We start from the raw sequence: 19,756 nt of genomic DNA on the forward strand, positions 1-19,756 counted from the left end.
TCAATTCGACGCTACCTGCGTCGAGTTCCCGTACTGCACATCCTGCAGGAGCGTGCGACCTTTGATCTCGAAAACGAAGATCGTCCGATCGCAGCCCGAGGCTTCGCCAGCTCCTGCAATGTCCGTGGATGATTACGGGTGTGTGGCTAACACCCTGGGTGTGGCGATGCTTCGGGTATCTGGCTCCAGAATCAGCTGCGCGGCTTTCTCGGCAATCATCAGCGTAGGCGAACAGGTGTTGCCCGAGACGATGCGCGGCATGATCGAAGCGTCGGCGACGCGCAGGCCGGGAATACCGTGCACCTTGAGTTGGGCATCGACCACCGATTGCTCGTCATTACCCATACGGCAAGTGCCTACCGGATGAAAGATCGTCGTGCCAATGCGCGCAGCGGCTTCGTGCAACTCTTCCTCTGTCTGCAAACTGTCGCCGGGTAGGTATTCAGCGGGTTTGAATGCTTGCAGGGCCGGCGCGGCAACGATGCGTCGGGTCAGGCGAATGGCGTCGGCAGCAACCCGCAGATCTTCCGGATCGCTCAGGTAATTGGGCTGAATCACCGGCGCTTGTTGCGGGTCGGACGAACGAATATCGATCCGGCCGCGGCTTTTCGGGCGCAAATCACAGACTGACGCAGTGAAGGCAGGGAAGGCGTGCAGCGGCTCGCCGAAGCGTTCCAGCGATAACGGCTGCACGTGGTATTCGAGATTGGCTGAGGTCTGCTCCGGCCCCGAGCGGGCAAACGCGCCAAGCTGACTCGGCGCCATCGACAGCGGTCCACTGCGGTCATACAAATAACGCAGGCCCATGCCCATCTTGCCCCACACACTCCCCGCGATCTGATTCAGCGTCCGCGCGTTTTCCAGTTTGTAGATCAGGCGCAATTGCAGGTGATCCTGAAGATTACCGCCCACCCCGGGCACATCGCGGGCGACGCCGATGCCGAGTTTTTCCAGCAGCGGGCGAGGGCCGATGCCGGAGCGTTGAAGGATGCCCGGAGAGCCGACCGAGCCAGCGCACAAAACGATTTCCTTGCGCGCCTTGAACGTTTTTGCCTGGCCTTGCCACTGAGCCTTGACCGCAGATGCCCGGCCGTTTTCCAGCAATACACGGTCGACTTCCACACCGGTCAACACGGTCAGGTTAGGCCGCTGCCGGATCGGTTTGAGAAAGGCCTTCGCCGCGTTCCAGCGAATCCCGGCTTTCTGATTGACCTGAAAGTAGCCGCAGCCCTCGTTATCGCCCTGGTTGAAATCGTCCACGCTGGCGATGCCGCTTTGTTCGGCAGCGCTGCGAAAAGCATCGAGAACAGGCCACGACAGGCGCTGGCGTTCGATGCGCCACTCGCCGGCAGCGCCGTGGAATTGCGAGTCGCCGGCGAAGTGATTTTCACTTTTCATGAACAATGGCAGAACATCGTTCCAGGCCCACCCCGGATTACCGTCGCCGGCCCAGCCATCGTAATCGCTGGCCTGCCCGCGCATGTAGATCATGCCGTTGATAGAGGAACAACCGCCCAATACCTTGCCACGCGGATAGCTCAGGGCGCGCCCTTGCAGGCCGGGTTGTGACTCGGTTTTGAAGCACCAGTCGGTGCGCGGGTTGCCGATACAGAACAGGTAACCCACAGGAATGTGAATCCAAGCATAGTTATCGCGGCCACCGGCTTCGAGCAGCAGCACGCGTTGTTGCGCCGAGGCCGAGAGTCGATTGGCCAGCAGACACCCGGCGGGCCCCGCGCCGACCACTATGTAATCGAATTCATCAAGGGAAGTCTGCATCCCTGACCTCTTATTGTTGTTCTTGTCGTCAGTCATCCTAGTTGTTAGCTTTCGTTAAAAGAATGTTAGTTTTTGCGCAGCCGCTGTGCGTTTTCAAACAACATCACTTCAAGGAAGGTTCATGTTCGACTGGAATGATCTGAGATTCTTTCTCGAACTGCAGCGCAGCGGACGCCTGCTCACCGCCGCCCGGCGGTTGAACACCACGCACGCCACCGTGGCGCGGCATATCGAAGCCATCGAAAAAAGTCTCGGGACTGCGTTGTTTGTTCAACATGCGCAGGGTTATGAGCTGACGCCGGCGGGAGAAGCGCTGCTCAAGCACGCGGAGGCGATGGAAAATGTAGCACTGCTGGCTGAAGAGGAAATCACTCAGTCGACGGCGCCACTGGGCAAGATTCGCGTCGGCGTGACAGAGGGACTGGGCGTCATGTTTCTCGCCAGCCGCATGAACGGGTTGTTTGAGCGTTACCCGGGGCTGGAAGTGGAGTTGGTGGCGGTCCCGCGTTTTGTGAGCATCCTCAACCGCGAAGCCGAGATCAGTATTCACCTGGAGCGCCCGGCCGCAGACATGCTGGTCACGCGCAAACTCTCAGACTATCGTCTGGCGCTATATGCCAGCCAGACCTATCTGGGTCGCTCGCCGCCGCTGCGCAGCCGCGAAGACCTCGCCCGGCATGCGTGGATCGGCTACGTCGATGACTTGCTGTTCAGCCAGGAATTGATGTTCCTCAACAGTTTCTGTCGCAATCCGCAGGTGGTGTTCCACAGCACCAGCGTCATCGCCCAGCAACAGGCTGCACGCTCCGGGCTCGGGATTGCGGTGTTGCCCTGCTACATGGCCAGCGCTGATCCGGACCTGGTGGCGCTGTTGCCGGACGAGAGTATCCAGCGCAGTTACTGGATCAGCACCCGACGCGAACTGCACAAATCCGTGCGCTTGCGCGTGGTCTGGGATTACGTGGTGGAGTTGTGCGAGCGCGAGCAGAACCTGTTGCTGGGAATGCCCGGCCCGTAGGAGTAACTTTGCTCGCGAAAGCGATGTGTCAGCCGCAAGATATCTGCTGGCTGTCCCGACCTCATCGCGGGCAAGCTCGCTCCCACAGGGGATCTGCGAAGACCACGAACTTGGCGTTCGCACTGGATTATTGTGGGAGCGAGCCTGCTCGCGATGGGGCCGGGTCAGTCAATTGAATAGCGACTGGCGCACCGCTTCGCGAGCAGGCTCGCTCCCACAGCGGATCGCCTCCAGATCGCCTTTGCATCAAGGCACTATTTCGAATTCACTGCTGGCCAGGCGTTCGCCGTTGACCAGGATGTGCACGGCGTGGCGTCCGGCGTAGTGTCTACGGGTTGTGAGTTCCTTGATCTGCTGACTGCGCGCCACGAATTCGCTGCTCTTGCCGGGCAGTGTCAGGGCCTTGAGTTTGAACACCTTTGCCGAGGTGCTGCCGTTGGCCTTTACGTAGTCGATGGCGTAATCGATCACCAGCCGTTGACTGTTCTCGACAGTCGATTTGACGGTGAACGACAGGGTGATTTTCTCCCCGAGCCTGACGACCGCGGGTTCAACGTTCGCAGCAATGATCTCAACCTCAGGTTTGCCGCCCGCGCCGATGATCGCCAGTGCGCGGTTGTTGCCCTGTTTGATCAGACTGCGCAGTGCATGTCTGGCAATCCACGCCGTATGGCGGTTGTCCAGCGACCAGCCTTCAATGAGGTCGAGCACCCACTCGGGGTGGACCTTGGTGATGTCGTTGAGGTGGTTGGCCACCGATTTGCGCACGTACAGACTTTCGTCGGCCTTGAGGTTATCGAGGATCGTCGCCGCAAGCGTTGGGTCCGCCTGAATGGGCTCGAGGCGAAACGACCACGGCAAACGCGGTCGACTGCCCTCACTGGACAGGCGCCGCACATGTTCATTTTCATCCAGCGACCATTCATGCATCACCGCCAGGGTGCGCTCAAAGTCACTGCGCAAAAAATACCGGATCGCAAATTCTGCAGAGCCGAACGTGGTGAAGTATTTAAGCGCTGCCATGGACCGTTCGAAGTCGCGAACGCCATACATCGCCACATAATGCGGCAGTGAGATGCTGACAAAGCCACTATTCAGGCGCGGGGCAAGGGCGTACAGCACCTTGAGTGATTGTTCAAAATCGAGCGGCAATACGGCATGTAACGATTCGCTGACCCGGGCCATGCGTTGCATGATCGACAGTTCGGCCAGCCCCTCGTTGGCCATTTCAAGGAATGCTCTAGCGTCGAACGCCGGGTAGACCGCGATCATTTCGCAGGCGATGTGCTCAAGGCGGGCCGCGTTGAAAATTTCCTTGAGGGCAGGGGCGGGTTGATCGGCAGCCATCAGTGATTCCTCGCCGATTGCTCTTCCAGCTGGTCGGATTCGAACAGCTTCGCCAATTCCGCCCGGGCTTCCTGGGCGGTCTGCAGCACCTTCGCGGCATCGTCGTATACCGCGTGCTGCGCTTCCAGCACTTGCTCATCGTGATGCTTGAAGCGCTTGATCCGCGCATCGGCCTGCGCTTGGGTCAGGCCCAATCCGACCAGCGTGCGCCGGCTCATTTCCAGGCTCGAATAATAGGTCTCGCGAATCGCCTCGGCACCGAGGTCGACCAGCCGGTGCACATGCTGACGGTTTCGGGCTCGGGCGATGATCTTGATGTGCGGGTACAAGCGATGTACCACCTCGGCCGTTTTGATGTTGGTTTCCGGATCGTCCGTGGCGATCACAAAATATTCGGCCTGCTCGACCTTGGCCGCGCTGAGGATTTCCGGTCGCATCGGGTCGCCGTAGAACACTGGCACGCCGCCAAAACTACGCGACAGCTCGATCGTCTCCACCGACGTATCGAGGGCGACAAACCTGATGTTTTGCGCCCGCAGGATCCGCGCCACGATCTGCCCCATCCGGCCCATGCCGGCAATCACCACGCGCGGCTCGTCGGTGTCGATCTCGCGAAATTGTTCCGGGACCACCACCGGTTGCACCTTCGGGCTGACCAATCGCGCGCAAACCAACAGCAGCAACGGCGTGACGGCCATGGACAGAGTAATTGTCAACACCAGCAAATCGTACAGGCGTGGTTCGAATAAACCTTGGTCGCGGCCGATCTTGAACACCACGAAGGCGAATTCACCACCTGCTGCCAATACGATGCCGAGGCGAATCGCACTGACCTTGCCCAGGCCGCCCGCCAGGCGACCGACGGCAAACAACAGCGGCAGCTTGATGGCAATCAACAACAGCGTCAGTCCCAGCACGGTAATCGGCGCACTCAGCAGCAAGCTCAGATTCGCGCCCATGCCGACGCTGATGAAAAACAGGCCCAGCAGCAAACCCTTGAACGGTTCGATCTGCGCTTCCAGTTCGTGGCGGTATTCAGAATCCGCCAGCAGTAATCCGGCGAGGAACGCCCCCAGCGCCATGGACACGCCGACCTGATCCATCAACCACGCCGTGCCGATAACCACCAGCAACGCCGTGGCTGTCGAGACTTCAGGCAAACCGGTTTTGGCCACCACGCGAAACACCGGGCGCAGCAGATAACGTCCGCCGATCACCACCACGGCAATGCTGCCCAATACGCGCAAGCCGTGATTGATGTCTTCGGCCGTGCTGTTGGTGTGATCGCTGCCGGCCAGCAGCGGCACCATGGCGATGAGCGGGATCGCGGCGATGTCCTGGAACAACAGGATCGCGAACGCCAGCCGCCCGTGGGGGCTGGTCAGTTCCTTGCGTTCGGCCAGGCTTTGCAGGCCAAACGCGGTGGAAGAGAGCGCCAGACCCAAGCCCAGCACGATGGCACTGTTCAGCGCCTGCCCGAACCCATACAACGCGACGACGCCGATCACCGAGGCCGTCAGCAGCACCTGCGCCAGGCCGACGCCGAACACCGCTTTGCGCATTACCCACAAACGTCGCGGCGACAGCTCCAGACCAATAATGAACAGCAGCAACACCACCCCGAGTTCCGAGAAATGGCTGACGCTTTGCGGATTACCGATCAATCCCAGCACCGACGGGCCAATGATCACCCCGGCAAACAAATACCCGAGCACAGCCCCCAGCTGCAGGCGCTTGGCCAGCGGAACGGTGAGCACGGCCGCCAACAGGAACACGACGGCGGCTTGCAACAGGTTGCCTTCATGGGGCATGGAGAACTCCAGAACTGGATACGGCGGGGGCAACAAGGATAAAGCGTGAGGTGGCGAACGTCAGCCCGAGACGTGGAAGATTGTATGAATGAGCGGTTGTTGCGCATTTACGCGCATCATTACGGAATGTTTCGTTAACGCCGCAGTCGGAGTGCTGTCATGAAAACATTACCGGAGGTTCACCCATGAACAACAAGACCCTTATTGCCAGCCTTGCCCTTGTTGCCGGGATGGCCGGTGTCAGCGCGACGGTTCAGGCAGATGAGCCGCACAAGACTGTTCAGCCTAGCTCCACCAATACCCGCGAGCTGGTCGAAAACGATCGCGCTCCGGACATTTACATGCGTTCCGACAAGGCCATCGACTGGAAAGCCAAAGGCCTGAAAGCGCCTGGGGAAGAAGAACAGTGGGTTGAGAACAATGGCAAGTACATGCGCGTGAAGACCACCAACGGTACGATCGTGGAAATCACCCCGGTCAAGAAAAAGTGATCGGTCTTCTGTGATCCGCTGGCCATGGAGGGCCAGAACGCTACGCCTTCAGATCATTTCCCCTTTGTCCCACAAATGCACCAACTCGCCAGGCGCTTTGTCCTCAGGAACTTTCAGCACCATCCGGTCATCCTTTTCATTCAGGCGATAGCGCACTTCGATTTCGTAAAAGCGCTGGTCATTCTTGCCTGAGCTTTCCTGATTCAGTGGCAGGCAACCTTCGAGTATTGTGCAGATGCGCGTGCGCTGATCGATATCGCATTGCGCGAACTCGATTTCGCGAGGGCGTGAAAGCGCATGGATCGGCGCAAAACCGCCTTGCCGCGAGAGGCGCACTACGGCCTCATCGCCCAATGTCGGCAGGATTTTCATGCAGCCTCCTCAGTCAGTTTGACCCCCACTTCAGTCCAGGCTTGAGCGACCGCTCGAACCTCATCCGCGCCAAAATGCCTGCGCGCATGCGCTACGGTCAACATCGCGAACGCTTCGAATGTCGCCTCGCTGGACAGTTGCTTATCGCACAATGTGTCATACCAGATGCGTCCGGCTTTCTCCCAGGCAAATCCGCCCAGCGCCACGGCCGCCAGATAAAAGGCGCGGTTGGGAATGCCGGAGTTGATGTGCACGCCGCCGTTGTCCTCCTGGGTGATGACGAATCTGCGCATGTGATCCGGTTGTGGGTCCTTGCCGAGCAGCGGGTCGTCATAGGCGGTGCCCGGATGCGACATCGAGCGCAAGCCAATACCTTTGATTCGAGGCGTGAGCAGGTCGGCGCCGATCAGCCAGTCGGCCTCTGCTGCTGTCTGCCCCAGCACATATTGTTTGATCAGTACACCAAAGACGTCTGAAATCGACTCGTTCAAGGCGCCGGATTGATTGGCGTAAATCAAGCCCGCTTCACTTTCGATCACACCGTGGGAAAGTTCGTGGCCGATGACGTCCAGTGAACGAGTGAAACGTTCGAAAATCTCGCCATCGCCGTCACCGAACACCATCTGTGCGCCGTTCCAGAAAGCATTCTCATAGTCTTGCCCGTAATGGACACTGCCGATCAGCGCAAAGCCCTGATTGTCGATGGAGTCACGACCGAATACCTTCCAGAAAAAATCATGGCTGGCGCCCAGGGCATCGTAGGCTTCGTCCACCGCCGGGTCGCCTGTGGCGGGTTGGCCCTCAAGCCGGGCGGGCATCCCGGGCAAAAGCATTTTGCCCTGCGCGTCATGGACGCTGCGTTGCGCCAGGCCAGGTTTGCCAGGTTGCGGCAGAAGTGTAGTAGCGGGTGGGCGTTGCGGCGGGGCGGGAGTGTGTCGAAGTGTGCGGACATGGGTCAGCGTGGTCTGGGCGCTGGAGCGCTGACGCTCAGAACCATGAGCAATGATTCGGTTGAGGATGTAGGGAGGAATGAAACTGTGCAGCGGTCGTGAGTCGGTCATCAGAGCATCCTTACCCGAGTACGAAGTCGTTACTCATGTGAGGGGGCGGGCAGGCTTTCGGTTCCATGGATTGCCAATACGGGCCAATTCTGCGAAAACCTCCGTTCGCGCCCGTTACATTCGGGCGACAGTTGACGAGTAAGGCGCATGAACGACGAATTGCAGATTGTTGATCTGAAGTGGGGTGAGGGAAAGGCTGCCGTCAAAGGCGCGCTGATCACCACGCAGTATCGCGGGTGGCTGGAGGATGGTACCGAGTTTGATTCTTCCTATAGCCGTGGCAAACCGTTTCAGTGTGTGATCGGGACGGGGCGAGTCATCAAAGGCTGGGACCAGGGGATCATGGGAATGCGTGTCGGCGGCAAGCGCAGACTGCAGGTGCCGGCGCATTTGGGCTATGGCGAGCGGACCATGGGGTCGATTCCGCCAAATTCGGATCTGGTTTTCGAAATCGAGCTGCTGGAGGTGCTGACGCGGGATGATTGACCAACCCCCTGCTGTGAGGTGGCAGCAACGCAATACCGGGCGCTGCACGTATCCGTAGGAACAAAGATTGCTCGCGAAGGCGCCCGGTCATTTAACTTATACGTCACTTGACCCAGCGCTTTCGCGAGCAGGCCCAACTTATCGCAGGGTATACCCACTATCCACAACCCAATCCTGCCCATAAACGCTGCGCGCTCCACGCCCGAGCTGAAACAGAATCACCTCCGCTACCGCATCCGGCTCCAGGAATTTGCCGTCCAGTAAACGTTGATTGACCACGTTTGCGACCTCACCCAGTTGTTCATCCGCCAGACCCAACGTGGACCAGATCGGCGTCGCGGTAGGGCCTGGCGATACGGTGTTGATGCGAATACCCAAAGGCGCGAGCTCAACGGCCAGGGTGCGGACATGTGCGATGAGTGCCGTTTTCGAAGCGATGTAGGCCGCCAGACCCGGAAACGTCACCCCCGCCAGAAACGTACCGATGAACACCACCGAGGCCGATTCGGCAAGGTGGTCGCGCAAGCTGCCCAGGGTGTTCAATGCCCCCGCACCATTGACCGCCCATTGTCGATCGAACGCCGATACATCCAGACCGTCAGCCAATTGCGCAATGCCCGCGTTAGGCACAACAAAATCGACGGGGCCTAAATCTTTCGCTCGTTGGGCCAGCCTGGCCAAATCCTCTGCGCGCGTTACGTCGCCGGCAACCCAACTCAGCTGCCCGTCATAACCTTCTGCCAGCGTTGCCAGATCGCCCACTTGACGTGACATCGCCAGCACGCGCGAGCCACGTTCCAATAACAGTCGGGTAACGGCCAGGCCGATTCCGGAGCTGGCGCCGGTGACAACGGCGAGGCGATTCAGAAATTCATTGTGCATACCGCGAGTCCTCTTCTGATGATTGACCTGATAACTGCAGCGATCGAAATCGTTGAGCGCTGTGCCTACAGTTCAATATTCGCGCCAGTTATGCAGGCCTTATAAAACCTGGCTTGGGCAGGTGGTGTAGTTTTTATGACTATTCGCATAAAGAGTCATAAAGACAAACGATGAAGTCATTATGACGTCGCTCTGCCTGCGCCAACGATTCGTGCAGAGCTGCCCGTCCCGACCAAGGGTCGGTTAGCGACTTGTTTCAATGATCTGGACGCTTTACTGTACATCCACACAGTGGAAAAGCGTGCCCTTATGGAACTCATCGACAAGCTCAGCATCCTCGCCGACGCCGCCAAGTACGACGCGTCCTGCGCCAGCAGTGGCGCGCCCAAGCGCAGTTCCGAGAGCAAGAGCGGACTCGGTTCAACCAATGGCATGGGTATTTGCCACAGCTATACGCCGGACGGGCGCTGCGTTTCGCTGCTGAAAATCCTCCTGACCAATTTTTGTCTGTATGACTGCCAGTACTGCGTCAACCGGCGTTCGAGTGACGTGCCGCGTGCACGCTTCACGCCCGAAGAAGTGGTGGCACTGACGATGGATTTTTACCGACGCAACTGCGTCAGCGGGCTGTTTCTCAGCTCCGGGATCATTCGATCAGCCGACTACACCATGGAGCAGTTGATCCGTGTGGCCAGGCTGCTGCGCGAAGAGCATGAGTTTCGCGGCTACATCCACCTCAAGACCATTCCCGAGGCCGACCCGGCGCTGATCGCGGAAGCGGGGCGGTACGCCGATCGCCTCAGCGTCAATATCGAACTGCCGACCGATGCAAGCTTGCAAACCCTCGCGCCTGAGAAGCAGCTGGTCTCGATCAAGCAAGCGATGAAAACCATCTACACCGGCGAACAGACGGTGCTCAATGAGCCACGTTCGCCGAAGTTCGCCCCGGCCGGGCAGAGCACGCAAATGATCGTCGGCGCCGATGACACTGACGACAGCACCATTCTTCACGGCGCGCAGGCGCTGTACGGCAATTACAAACTGCGCCGGGTGTATTACTCGGCGTTCAGCCCGATTCCAAACAGTCCGAAAAGCGTGCCGTTAGCTGCGCCGCCATTGATGCGGGAGCACCGTTTGTATCAGGCTGATTTTCTGTTGCGCAGTTACGGCTTCAAGGCAGGAGAACTGTTCAAGGGCCCTGGGCATCTGGCGCTCGACATCGACCCGAAGCTGGCCTGGGCGTTGCAGAATCGCGAGGTTTTTCCACTGGACCTCAATCGCGCTGAAGCATCCTTGATCGCGCGCATTCCCGGGATCGGCCTGCGTACCACCGAGCGCTTGGTCGCGTTGCGCCAGCAGCGTCGAATCCGCTATGAAGACCTCGCGCGGATGCGTTGCGTCCTGGCCAAGGCCAAGCCGTTTTTCATTACCAGCGATTACCATCCGCAGCAGGCCGAGGTCACTAGCCACATGCTTTATCAGCAGCTTCGCGACCGGCCACAACCGCAGCAGATGGGGTTGTGGGGATGATCAACCTCGACTGCGACGACTTGTTCGAGACCTGGCGTCAGCAGGCCCGCTGGCTGCTCAGCCATGAGGTCGATCCCAGCCGGGTGAGCTGGGCCAGCGAAGGAGTCGCCGACCTGTTTGCCAGCGACAACGCACCGCCGGACACTCAGGGGCCGTTTCAAGCGAGGATCCCACGAGCATTGCTCGAAACCCTCGAAAGTGCAGCGCGCTATCGGGGAGATCAGCGCTGGAGCGTTCTATATGAAGTGCTGTGGCGGGTCAGTCATGGTGACCGCACGGCGATGATGGCCGGTGACAAACTGGGCAGCGAATTGCAACGCAGAATCAAGCAGGTCCGGCGCGAAGCCCACCATCTGCATGCGTTCGTTCGTTTTGTCGAAACACCGCTCAGCGAGGGGCCGCAGTATGTTGCCTGGCATGAGCCGGCGCACGACATCCTGCACAGCGCCAGTGAGCATTTCATCGGGCGCATGGGCCGCCATCGCTGGTTGATCGCCACGCCCCGCGACGGCGTTTACTACGACGGTGAACAATTGATTCACCAGCGGCTATGCCCGCCGGAATGGCAGCAACTGGCGAAAAACGTTGATGATCCCCACGGGCAGATGTGGCTGACGTATTACAGCCACATTTTTAATCCGGCGCGGCTGAATCCGAAAGTCATGCAAGGGCATTTGCCAGCGCGCTTCTGGAAAAATTTGCCGGAGGGTGCGCTGATTCCCGGGCTGATCACCCAGGCGCGCACCGGTAAACAGCAGGATGGTCAAGCCAGCAGCATCAAGGGCAGGGGTGGCAAGCGCATCGCCTTGGGTGAGCAGGAGCGCAATCAAAGCTCATGAAAAAGCCCCCGATTGCGCGAGCAATTGGGGGCCTGGTGCCGCCGATGTCTGGTTAGACTTTGACGATCCAGCCTGGCGGCGCTTCGATGTCACCGGTCTGTACACCGGTCAGCTCTTTGTAGAGCTTCTGGGTGACCGGGCCGACTTCGGTTTCGCTGTGGAACACGTGCAGGTGATCGTTGTAGTTGATGCCGCCAATCGGGGTGATCACGGCAGCAGTACCGCAGGCGCCGGCTTCCTTGAAGTCCGACAGCTTGTCGATGAACACGTCACCTTCAATCACTTCCAGGCCCAGGCGGGAACTGGCCAGTTCGATCAGTGACAGGCGAGTGATGCCCGGTAGAACCGAAGGCGACTTCGGCGTGATGAACTTGTCGTCGTGGGTGATCCCGAAGAAGTTGGCCGAGCCGACTTCTTCGATTTTCGAATGGGTCATCGGGTCCAGGTAGATGCAGTCGGCGAAATTCGCTTTCTTTGCCTGGGAACCTGGCATCAAGCTGGCGGCGTAGTTGCCACCGACCTTGGCCGCGCCGGTGCCTTGCGGAGCCGCACGGTCAAAGCTGGAGATCAGGAAGTTATGCGGGGTGAGTCCGCCCTTGAAGTAGGCACCCACCGGGATGCAGAAAATCGAAAAGATGAATTCGGGCGCAGTGCGCACGCCGATGTTGTCACCCACACCGATCACGAACGGACGCAGGTACAGCGCGCCGCCAGTGCCGTATGGCGGAATGAAACGTTCGTTGGCGCGAACTACTGCCTTGCAGGCCTCGATGAACTGCTCGGTTTCAACGAACGGCATCAACAGGCGTGCACAGCTGCGCTGCATGCGCAGGGCGTTTTGATCGGGGCGGAAGAGGTTGATCGAACCGTCCTTGCAACGATAGGCCTTCATGCCTTCGAAGCATTGCTGACCATAGTGAAGGGCAGTGGAGCCTTCGCTGATGTGCAGCACATTGTCTTCGGTCAGGGTGCCTTCGTCCCAGGAGCCGTTACGCCAGTACGACAAGAAACGCTTGTCTGTCTTGATGTAGTCAAAACCCAGCTTGTCCCAATTGATGCTTTCGTTACCCATGACACCCTCTATCACTGAACAACCGCCGAAGCGGTTCAAGGCTTCTGACATATTTTAGATGGGGACAACAATACTTCATTCCGTACCCATTTCGCAGCCCGCAATGTGAACTCTATATCCCGGCGGCACATGTCCCCGTAGCAGCTGCCAAGCACCGCGAGGCTGCGTTCAGCGCAACACCGCCGTCTAACCTTAAATTGCAGTAAGACGAATGTAACGGAGCACGTCGACTTCGTCGCCGAACGCAGCCTCGCCCGGTGGCACATCTGTAGCAGCTGCCGAGCACCGCGAGGTTGCGTTCAGCGCAACACCGTCGTCTAACCTTGAATTGCAGTGAGACGAATTTAACGGAGCACGTCGACTTCGTCGCCGAACGCAGCCTCGCGGTGCTCGGCAGCTGCTACAGGATTGCGTGCGAATTACAGGTGCAACGCGTGACCGAGCGCCCGCAACGCCGCTTCCTGCACCGCCTCGCCCAAGGTCGGGTGCGCGTGGATGGTGCCCGCGATGTCTTCCAGTCGTGCGCCCATTTCCAGGCTCTGGGCAAATGCGCTCGACAATTCCGACACGCCAACACCCACCGCTTGCCAGCCGACAATCACATGATTGTCGCGACGCGCCACGACCCGGACAAAACCGCTTTTCGATTCCAGCGTCATCGCCCGACCGTTCGCGGCGAACGGGAAGTTCGAGACAATACAGTCCAGACCCGCCGCCTTGGCGTCGTCCGGCGTTTTGCCGACCACCACCAGTTCCGGATCGGTAAAGCACACTGCCGCAATGGCGGTCGGGTTGAATTCGCGGGATTTGCCGCTGATCAACTCGGCAACCATCTCGCCTTGAGCCATCGCTCGGTGCGCGAGCATCGGTTCGCCGCTCAGGTCGCCGATGGCGTAGACATTGCGCATGCTGGTCTGGCAACGACTGTCGATTTTGATCGCCGAGCCGTTCATGTCCAGGTTGAGGGCTTCGAGGTTCCAGCCTTGGGTATTCGGTTTGCGGCCGACAGCCACCAGAATCTGATCACTTTCCAGATTCAACGCGACCCCATCGGGGGTCGACACCTGCAAAATATTCCCTGCAGCATCAAAGCCTTGAACGCTATGCTTCAAGTAAAGCTTCACCCCAAGCTTTTTCAGTTCGTCGTGCACCGGTTGGGTCAGCTCGGCGTCATAGGCCGGCAGGATACGATCCTGCGCCTCGACCACGCTGACATCCGCGCCCAGCTTACGATAAGCGATTCCCAACTCAAGACCGATATACCCACCGCCGACCACGATCAACCGCTTGGGGAGCGACTGAGGTGCCAGCGCTTCAGTGGAAGAAACTACCGCGCCGCCAATGGGCAACATCGGCAGGTTCACGCTTTTCGAACCGGTGGCCAGCACCAGATGCTCGCACTGGATCCGCGTGTCGCCGACGTCAACAGTCTTGCCGTCAATGACCTTGGCCCAGCCCTCAATGACCTGAACCTTGTTCTTTTTCAGCAGCGCTGCGACGCCGGTGGTCAGGCGGTCGACAATGCCGTCCTTCCACTCGACGCTTTTGCTGATGTCGAGGGTCGGCGCCGACACGCTGATGCCCAGCGCCGAGTGCTGGCTGTGCTGCTGTGTCTGGTGAAACTGTTCAGCCACGTGGATCAGCGCCTTCGATGGAATGCAGCCGATGTTCAGGCACGTGCCGCCCAGGGATTCGCCTTCCACCAGAATGGTCGAAATGCCCAGTTGGCCAGCGCGAATAGCCGTCACATAACCGCCGGGGCCGCCGCCGATGATCAGCAGTGTGGTGTGCAAAGTCTGCATCGTTTACTCCATGAACAAGGTGGCGGGTTGTTCGAGCAAGCCACGAATGGCCTGGATGAATAGCGCCGCGTCCATGCCATCGACCACACGGTGATCGAAGGAGCTGGAGAGGTTCATCATCTTGCGGATCACGACCTGGCCTTTGACCACCATCGGCCGTTCGACGATTTTGTTCACGCCCACGATCGCCACTTCCGGCAGGTTCAGTACTGGCGTGCTGACGATGCCGCCCAAGGCGCCGAGGCTGGTCAGGGTGATGCTTGAGCCCGAAAGCTCATCGCGGTTGGCCTTGCCAGTGCGCGCAGCTGTGGCCAGGCGTGAGATTTCCGCCGCGTTGTCCCACAGGCTACGAGCTTCGGCGTGACGCACCACGGGGACCATCAAGCCGATGTCGGCTTGCGTGGCGATGCCCACATGCACCGCGCCAAGGCGGGTGATGACCTGCGCTTCGTCGTCATAGCGGGCGTTGATCTGTGGGAAGTCGCGCAGGGCGACGACCAGAGCGCGTACCAGGAATGGCAACAACGTCAGCTTGCCGCGAGTGGCGCCATGTTTTTCGTTCAGGTGAGCGCGCAGTTCTTCCACCGCCGTCACATCGATTTCTTCGACATAACTGAAGTGTGCCGCACGTTGAGTCGCATCCTGCATGCGCTGGGCAATCTTGCGGCGCATGCCGATGACCGGAATCTGTTCTTCGTCGTTGCGTTCGGCGTAAGCGCTGGCGGCGGTCGATGCGTTTGACTGACCCTGAGCCAGATAAGCATCCAGGTCTTCGTGCAAGACCCGACCCGCTGGGCCAGTGCCGCGCACCAGGCGCAACTGGATACCGAGGTCGAGCGCATGTTTGCGCACAGCCGGCGAGGCCAATGGGCGCTCATCTGCTTCACGTGCCACCATCGGACCCGGGCAAACCGCTGTGCGTGGCGATGCAGTCGCAGCCACAGCGGGTTTGCTTTCAGCGACAGGCTCGACTTTCGGCACGGCAGCCGGCGCTTCTTTCGCAGCAACCGCCGCCGGCTGAGCCGACTCTCTCACATTGCCCGCGCCTTCCACCTCAATGCTTATCAATACACTGCCGACCGCCATGACTTCGCCCGGCACACCGCCCAGGGCAATCACTTTGCCGTGCACCGGCGATGGAATGTCGACCATCGCCTTGTCGGTCATGACATCGGCCAATACCTGATCTTCGACGACCATGTCGCCGACCTTGACGTGCCAGACTGACAATTCAACTTCTGCAATGCCTTCGCCAATGTCCGGCATTTTAATAACGTGCGTGCCCATTCAGACCTCCATGACCCGTTTCAACGCCGCGCCCACTCGGGACGGCCCTGGGAAATACGCCCACTCTTGCGCGTGCGGGTAAGGAGTGTCCCAACCGGTTACACGCTCGATTGGCGCTTCCAGGTGATGGAAGCAGTGCTCTTGCACCAGGGCGGCCAGTTCGGCGCCGAACCCGCAGGTGCGAGTGGCTTCGTGAACGACCACGCAACGGCCGGTCTTTTTCACCGATTTGACGATGGTTTCGAGGTCCAGCGGCCACAGGCTGCGCAGGTCGATGACTTCGGCGTCGATGCCGGTTTCTTCGGCGGCTACTTGCGACACATAGACAGTGGTGCCGTAGGTCAGGATCGTGACGTCCTTGCCCGGGCGGGTAATGGCCGCAACGTCGAGCGGCACGGTGTAGTATCCGTCCGGCACTTGCGCGGCAGGGTGCTTCGACCACGGCGTGACAGGGCGATCGTGGTGGCCATCGAACGGGCCGTTGTACAGGCGTTTTGGCTCAAGGAAGATCACCGGGTCATCGTTTTCGATGGAGGCGATCAACAGGCCTTTCGCGTCGTACGGGTTGGACGGCATGACCGTGCGCAAACCGCAGACTTGAGTGAACATCGCTTCGATGCTCTGGCTGTGCGTCTGGCCACCATAGATGCCGCCGCCGCAAGGCATGCGCAGGGTCATCGGTGCGGTAAATTCGCCGGCCGAGCGGTAACGCAGGCGGGCGGCTTCGGAAATGATCTGGTCCGATGCCGGGTACACGTAGTCGGCGAATTGAATCTCTGCCACCGGCCGCAACCCATAAGCGCCCATGCCAACGGCGACGCCGACGATGCCGCTTTCGGAAATCGGCGCGTCGAATACGCGGGAGGTGCCGTATTTGGTTTGCAAGCCTTCGGTGCAGCGGAACACGCCGCCGAAGTAGCCGACGTCCTGACCGAATACCACAACGTTGTCATCACGCTCAAGCATCACATCCATGGCCGAGCGCAGGGCCTGGATCATGGTCATGGTGGTGGTAGTCATGGCGGTTTCCGGCTGAATATTGTTGTTGTGATCGTTCATGTCAGACCCCCAACTCTTGACGCTGGCGCTTCAAGTGCTCCGGCATCTCTTTATAGACGTCTTCGAACATGGTCGCCGCACTCGGGATCTGGCCGCCGGCAAGGGTGCCGTATTGTTCGGCTTCTTTCTGTGCGGCGATTACTTCGGCTTCGAGCTCGGCGCTGACGGCGGCGTGTTCCTCTTCCGACCAGTGGCCAACCTTGATCAGGTGCTGCTTGAGACGCACGATGGGATCGCCCAACGGGAAAAAGCTCCAGTCATCGGCCGGACGGTATTTGGACGGATCATCGGAGGTGGAGTGCGGGCCGGCGCGATAAGTGACCCATTCGATCATGGTCGGGCCTAGATTGCGCCGGGCCCGTTCGGCGGCCCAGGCAGAGGCGGCGTAAACCGCGACGAAATCGTTACCATCGACCCGCAGGGAGGCAATCCCGCAACCGACGCCACGCCCGGCAAATGTGGTGGCCTCACCGCCGGCGATGGCCTGGAATGTCGAGATGGCCCATTGGTTGTTGACCACGTTCAGGATGACTGGGGCGCGGTAAACGTGGGCGAAGGTGAGGGCGGTGTGAAAGTCGGATTCAGCAGTAGCGCCGTCACCGATCCAGGCTGATGCGATCTTGGTGTCGCCCTTGATCGCCGAGGCCATGCCCCAGCCGACACCCTGAATGAACTGGGTGGCGAGGTTGCCGGAAATAGTGAAGAAACCGGAATCTTTCACTGAATACATGATCGGCAATTGACGACCCTTGAGCGGATCACGCTCATTGGACAGCAGCTGGCAGATCAGATCGACCAACGGCACTTCGCGCGCCATCAGGATGCTTTGCTGGCGATAGGTCGGAAAGCACATGTCGTCGACGTTCAGCGCGAGGGCCTGACCGCTGCCGATAGCTTCTTCGCCAAGGCTCTGCATGTAGAACGACATTTTCTTCTGACGCTGGGCGACGACCATGCGGTTGTCGTAAATCCGCGTCTTGAGCATGGCACGCATGCCTTTGCGCAGGATCTCGACGGGGACGCCTTCAGCCCACGGACCGAGGGCATTGCCCTGATCGTCGAGCACACGAATCAGGCCTTTGGCCAGGTCAGCCGTGTCGGCAGGTTCTACGTCGATTGCGGGTTTGCGCACCGTGCCGGCGTCAGTCAGCCGCAGGTAGGAAAAGTCGGTTTTACAGCCTGGTCGGCCGGACGGTTCGGGAACGTGCAGGCGCAGCGGTTCGTATGCTTGAGTCATGGCTTCTACGCTCGATCTTGTGAAATTCTTGTAGTGAGCTGACCGTCATTCCATGTGTGATGGAAATCTTGTCCTACAAACATCATAGGCGCGGCGCAGAAGAATATTTATCTCTGTTTCATTGCGTTGGTGATCATTTGGAGATAAAAAACCTGCATAAACATAAAAAGCAGGTGTTTTTATCTCATGCGCAAACTGGACCGTACCGATATCGGCATTCTCAACAGCCTGCAGGAGAACGCCCGCATCACCAATGCTGACCTCGCACGCTCGGTCAATCTCTCGCCCACCCCTTGCTTTAATCGGGTCAAGGCGATGGAGGAATTGGGGTTGATTCGTGAGCAGGTGACGCTACTGGATGCCGATTTGCTGGGGCTGCACGTCAATGTGTTCATTCACGTCAGTCTGGAAAAACAGGTGGAGGAGGCGCTGCAGCATTTCGAGGAGGCGATCTCGGATCGGCCGGAGGTGATGGAGTGCTATCTGATGGCCGGCGATCCGGATTATCTGATCCGCGTGCTGGTGCCAACCATTCAGTCGCTGGAGCGCTTCATGATGGATTTTCTCACCAAAGTCCCCGGCGTCGCCAACATTCGCTCAAGCTTTGCGCTCAAGCAGGTGCGCTACAAGACGGCCCTGCCGTTGCCCGCAAATGGCCTGACCCTCGCCAACTGAAACATCCCCCGTAGCCGCTTTGTGGCTAGGGGATAAATCCCCTCGCCACAACGTGCTCCTGAGCTGCTACTCGGACGCACGCCGTGCCTGTAGGAGCTGTCGAGTGAAACGAGGCTGCGATCTTTTGAATCCTAGAGCTTATTAACCGGGATTTTCAGGTACGTGACGCCATTATCTTCGGCCGGCGGCATGTTCCCCGCGCGAACGTTCACTTGAATCGCCGGCAGCAACAGTGCCGGCATCCCCAGCCCCGCATCGCGCTCGGTGCGCATCTCGACGAAGGCACTTTCATCAATGCCATCGCGCACATGAACATTGCTCTGACGCTGTTCGCCCACGGTCGTCATGCACCGCGACTCGCGGCCCTCGGGCGGGTAGTCGTGGCAGACGTAGAGGTTGACGCTGGCCGGGAAGGCCAGCAGTTTGCGGATCGATTTGAACATCTGGCTGGCATTGCCGCCGGGGAAGTCACAGCGGGCCGTGCCGACGTCCGGCATGAACAAGGTGTCGCCGACCAGGATCGAGTTGCTGTCGATGACATACGCCATGTCCGCCGGCGTGTGGCCAGGGACGTGCAGGGCGGTGGCTTTGAGATTGCCGATCATGAACGACTCGTCCGGCGCAAACAGATGATCGAACTGCGAGCCGTCGCTGCGCAATTCCGGCCCAAGATTGAACAGCGTCTTGAATACGTCCTGAACCTTGCTGATCGACTGGCCAATCGCAATCTGGCCACCCAGTTCCCGACGCAGGTAAGGCGCCGCTGACAAGTGATCGGCGTGCGCATGAGTTTCCAGCAACCACTGCACTTGCAAGCGATGCTCGCGCACGTAAGCGATTACCTTGTCTGCCTGCGCCGTGCCGGTTCGCCCACTCGCGGCATCGTAGTCGAGCACCGGATCGACGATTGCACACTGGCCTCCATCGACTTGATAGACCACATAGCTGTAAGTCGAAGAGGCGGGGTCGAGGAAGGGTTCGATCAAGGCAGGCATGGCAGCAGATTCT

At 59.3% G+C, this 19,756-nt stretch carries 18 protein-coding genes; 6 read left to right on the forward strand and 12 right to left on the reverse strand.

The features are described 5' to 3' along the window. Positions 1-132: 132 nt before the first annotated feature. The gene (locus F8N12_RS04685) at positions 133-1,779 is read right to left on the reverse strand and encodes a GMC family oxidoreductase (protein WP_150579396.1); all 1,647 of its coding nucleotides are present in this window, start codon (positions 1,777-1,779) and stop codon (positions 133-135) included. 121 nt (positions 1,780-1,900) lie between these two features. Here F8N12_RS04685 and F8N12_RS04690 point away from each other — a divergent pair, with 121 nt between their 5' ends. Next, on the forward strand, positions 1,901-2,797 hold the full coding sequence (locus F8N12_RS04690) for a LysR family transcriptional regulator (protein WP_150579397.1): 897 nt from the start codon (positions 1,901-1,903) through the stop codon (positions 2,795-2,797). A 246-nt stretch (positions 2,798-3,043) separates the two neighbouring features. Here F8N12_RS04690 and F8N12_RS04695 read toward each other — a convergent pair whose 3' ends face one another. After that, on the reverse strand, positions 3,044-4,144 hold the full coding sequence (locus tag F8N12_RS04695) for a DNA alkylation repair protein (RefSeq protein ID WP_150579398.1): 1,101 nt from the start codon (positions 4,142-4,144) through the stop codon (positions 3,044-3,046). Further along, positions 4,144-5,955 (reverse strand): monovalent cation:proton antiporter-2 (CPA2) family protein, encoded by a 1,812-nt coding sequence (locus F8N12_RS04700; protein WP_150579399.1) that lies wholly within the window; start codon positions 5,953-5,955, stop codon positions 4,144-4,146. The genes F8N12_RS04695 and F8N12_RS04700 overlap by 1 nt, the downstream gene beginning before the upstream one ends. A 185-nt stretch (positions 5,956-6,140) precedes the next feature. Here F8N12_RS04700 and F8N12_RS04705 point away from each other — a divergent pair, with 185 nt between their 5' ends. Continuing rightward, positions 6,141-6,446, forward strand: coding sequence for an RcnB family protein (locus F8N12_RS04705; protein ID WP_150579400.1), 306 nt, complete (start codon positions 6,141-6,143; stop codon positions 6,444-6,446). 48 nt (positions 6,447-6,494) lie between these two features. Here F8N12_RS04705 and F8N12_RS04710 read toward each other — a convergent pair whose 3' ends face one another. Together F8N12_RS04710 and F8N12_RS04715 are read right to left on the reverse strand one after the other, a co-directional pair. Beyond that, positions 6,495-6,818 carry a protealysin inhibitor emfourin gene (locus F8N12_RS04710; RefSeq protein ID WP_150579401.1) on the reverse strand — a complete coding sequence of 108 codons (324 nt, stop codon included), beginning with the start codon at positions 6,816-6,818 and terminating at the stop codon, positions 6,495-6,497. Then, positions 6,815-7,879: a M4 family metallopeptidase gene (locus F8N12_RS04715; RefSeq protein ID WP_150579402.1), complete on the reverse strand. Its 1,065-nt coding sequence runs from the start codon at positions 7,877-7,879 to the stop codon at positions 6,815-6,817. The genes F8N12_RS04710 and F8N12_RS04715 overlap by 4 nt, the downstream gene beginning before the upstream one ends. Before the next feature lie 147 nt (positions 7,880-8,026). Here F8N12_RS04715 and F8N12_RS04720 point away from each other — a divergent pair, with 147 nt between their 5' ends. Next, entirely contained in the window at positions 8,027-8,365 is a 339-nt protein-coding gene (locus F8N12_RS04720; protein ID WP_150579403.1) for an FKBP-type peptidyl-prolyl cis-trans isomerase, read from the forward strand. A gap of 138 nt (positions 8,366-8,503) precedes the next feature. Here F8N12_RS04720 and F8N12_RS04725 read toward each other — a convergent pair whose 3' ends face one another. Then, positions 8,504-9,247, reverse strand: a complete 744-nt coding sequence (locus tag F8N12_RS04725; RefSeq protein ID WP_150579404.1) for an SDR family NAD(P)-dependent oxidoreductase — start codon at positions 9,245-9,247, stop codon at positions 8,504-8,506. A gap of 309 nt (positions 9,248-9,556) precedes the next feature. Between F8N12_RS04725 and F8N12_RS04730 the strand changes: the two genes are divergently transcribed. Together F8N12_RS04730 and F8N12_RS04735 are read left to right on the forward strand one after the other, a co-directional pair. Beyond that, entirely contained in the window at positions 9,557-10,777 is a 1,221-nt protein-coding gene (locus tag F8N12_RS04730) for a putative DNA modification/repair radical SAM protein (RefSeq protein WP_150579405.1), read from the forward strand. Further along, a complete protein-coding gene (locus tag F8N12_RS04735) occupies positions 10,774-11,616 on the forward strand; it encodes a TIGR03915 family putative DNA repair protein (RefSeq protein WP_150579406.1) in 843 nt (280 codons plus the stop codon). The genes F8N12_RS04730 and F8N12_RS04735 overlap by 4 nt, the downstream gene beginning before the upstream one ends. A gap of 52 nt (positions 11,617-11,668) precedes the next feature. Here F8N12_RS04735 and F8N12_RS04740 read toward each other — a convergent pair whose 3' ends face one another. The 5 genes from F8N12_RS04740 to F8N12_RS04760 all read right to left on the reverse strand — a co-directional run bounded on the left by F8N12_RS04740 (position 11,669) and on the right by F8N12_RS04760 (position 18,073). Next, positions 11,669-12,688, reverse strand: a complete 1,020-nt coding sequence (locus tag F8N12_RS04740; protein ID WP_150579407.1) for a branched-chain amino acid aminotransferase — start codon at positions 12,686-12,688, stop codon at positions 11,669-11,671. Positions 12,689-13,107: 419 nt separating this feature from the next. Next, complete coding sequence (gene lpdA, locus F8N12_RS04745; protein ID WP_150579408.1) at positions 13,108-14,490, reverse strand: dihydrolipoyl dehydrogenase; 1,383 nt, start codon at positions 14,488-14,490, stop codon at positions 13,108-13,110. A gap of 3 nt (positions 14,491-14,493) precedes the next feature. After that, complete coding sequence (locus tag F8N12_RS04750; RefSeq protein WP_150579409.1) at positions 14,494-15,777, reverse strand: dihydrolipoamide acetyltransferase family protein; 1,284 nt, start codon at positions 15,775-15,777, stop codon at positions 14,494-14,496. Then, positions 15,778-16,836, reverse strand: coding sequence for an alpha-ketoacid dehydrogenase subunit beta (locus tag F8N12_RS04755; protein WP_150579410.1), 1,059 nt, complete (start codon positions 16,834-16,836; stop codon positions 15,778-15,780). 1 nt (position 16,837) lies between these two features. Next, on the reverse strand, positions 16,838-18,073 hold the full coding sequence (locus F8N12_RS04760; RefSeq protein WP_150579411.1) for a 3-methyl-2-oxobutanoate dehydrogenase (2-methylpropanoyl-transferring) subunit alpha: 1,236 nt from the start codon (positions 18,071-18,073) through the stop codon (positions 16,838-16,840). A 186-nt stretch (positions 18,074-18,259) separates the two neighbouring features. On the opposite strand from F8N12_RS04760, the gene bkdR reads away from it, so the two are divergent. Then, positions 18,260-18,748, forward strand: a complete 489-nt coding sequence (gene bkdR, locus F8N12_RS04765) for a Bkd operon transcriptional regulator BkdR (RefSeq protein ID WP_017339472.1) — start codon at positions 18,260-18,262, stop codon at positions 18,746-18,748. 131 nt (positions 18,749-18,879) lie between these two features. On the opposite strand, the gene F8N12_RS04770 is transcribed toward bkdR, so the two are convergent. Beyond that, complete coding sequence (locus F8N12_RS04770; RefSeq protein WP_150579412.1) at positions 18,880-19,743, reverse strand: MBL fold metallo-hydrolase; 864 nt, start codon at positions 19,741-19,743, stop codon at positions 18,880-18,882. Positions 19,744-19,756: the final 13 nt, after the last annotated feature.

Source organism: Pseudomonas fluorescens, assembly GCF_902497625.1.
Taxonomy (GTDB): domain Bacteria; phylum Pseudomonadota; class Gammaproteobacteria; order Pseudomonadales; family Pseudomonadaceae; genus Aquipseudomonas; species Aquipseudomonas fluorescens_BQ.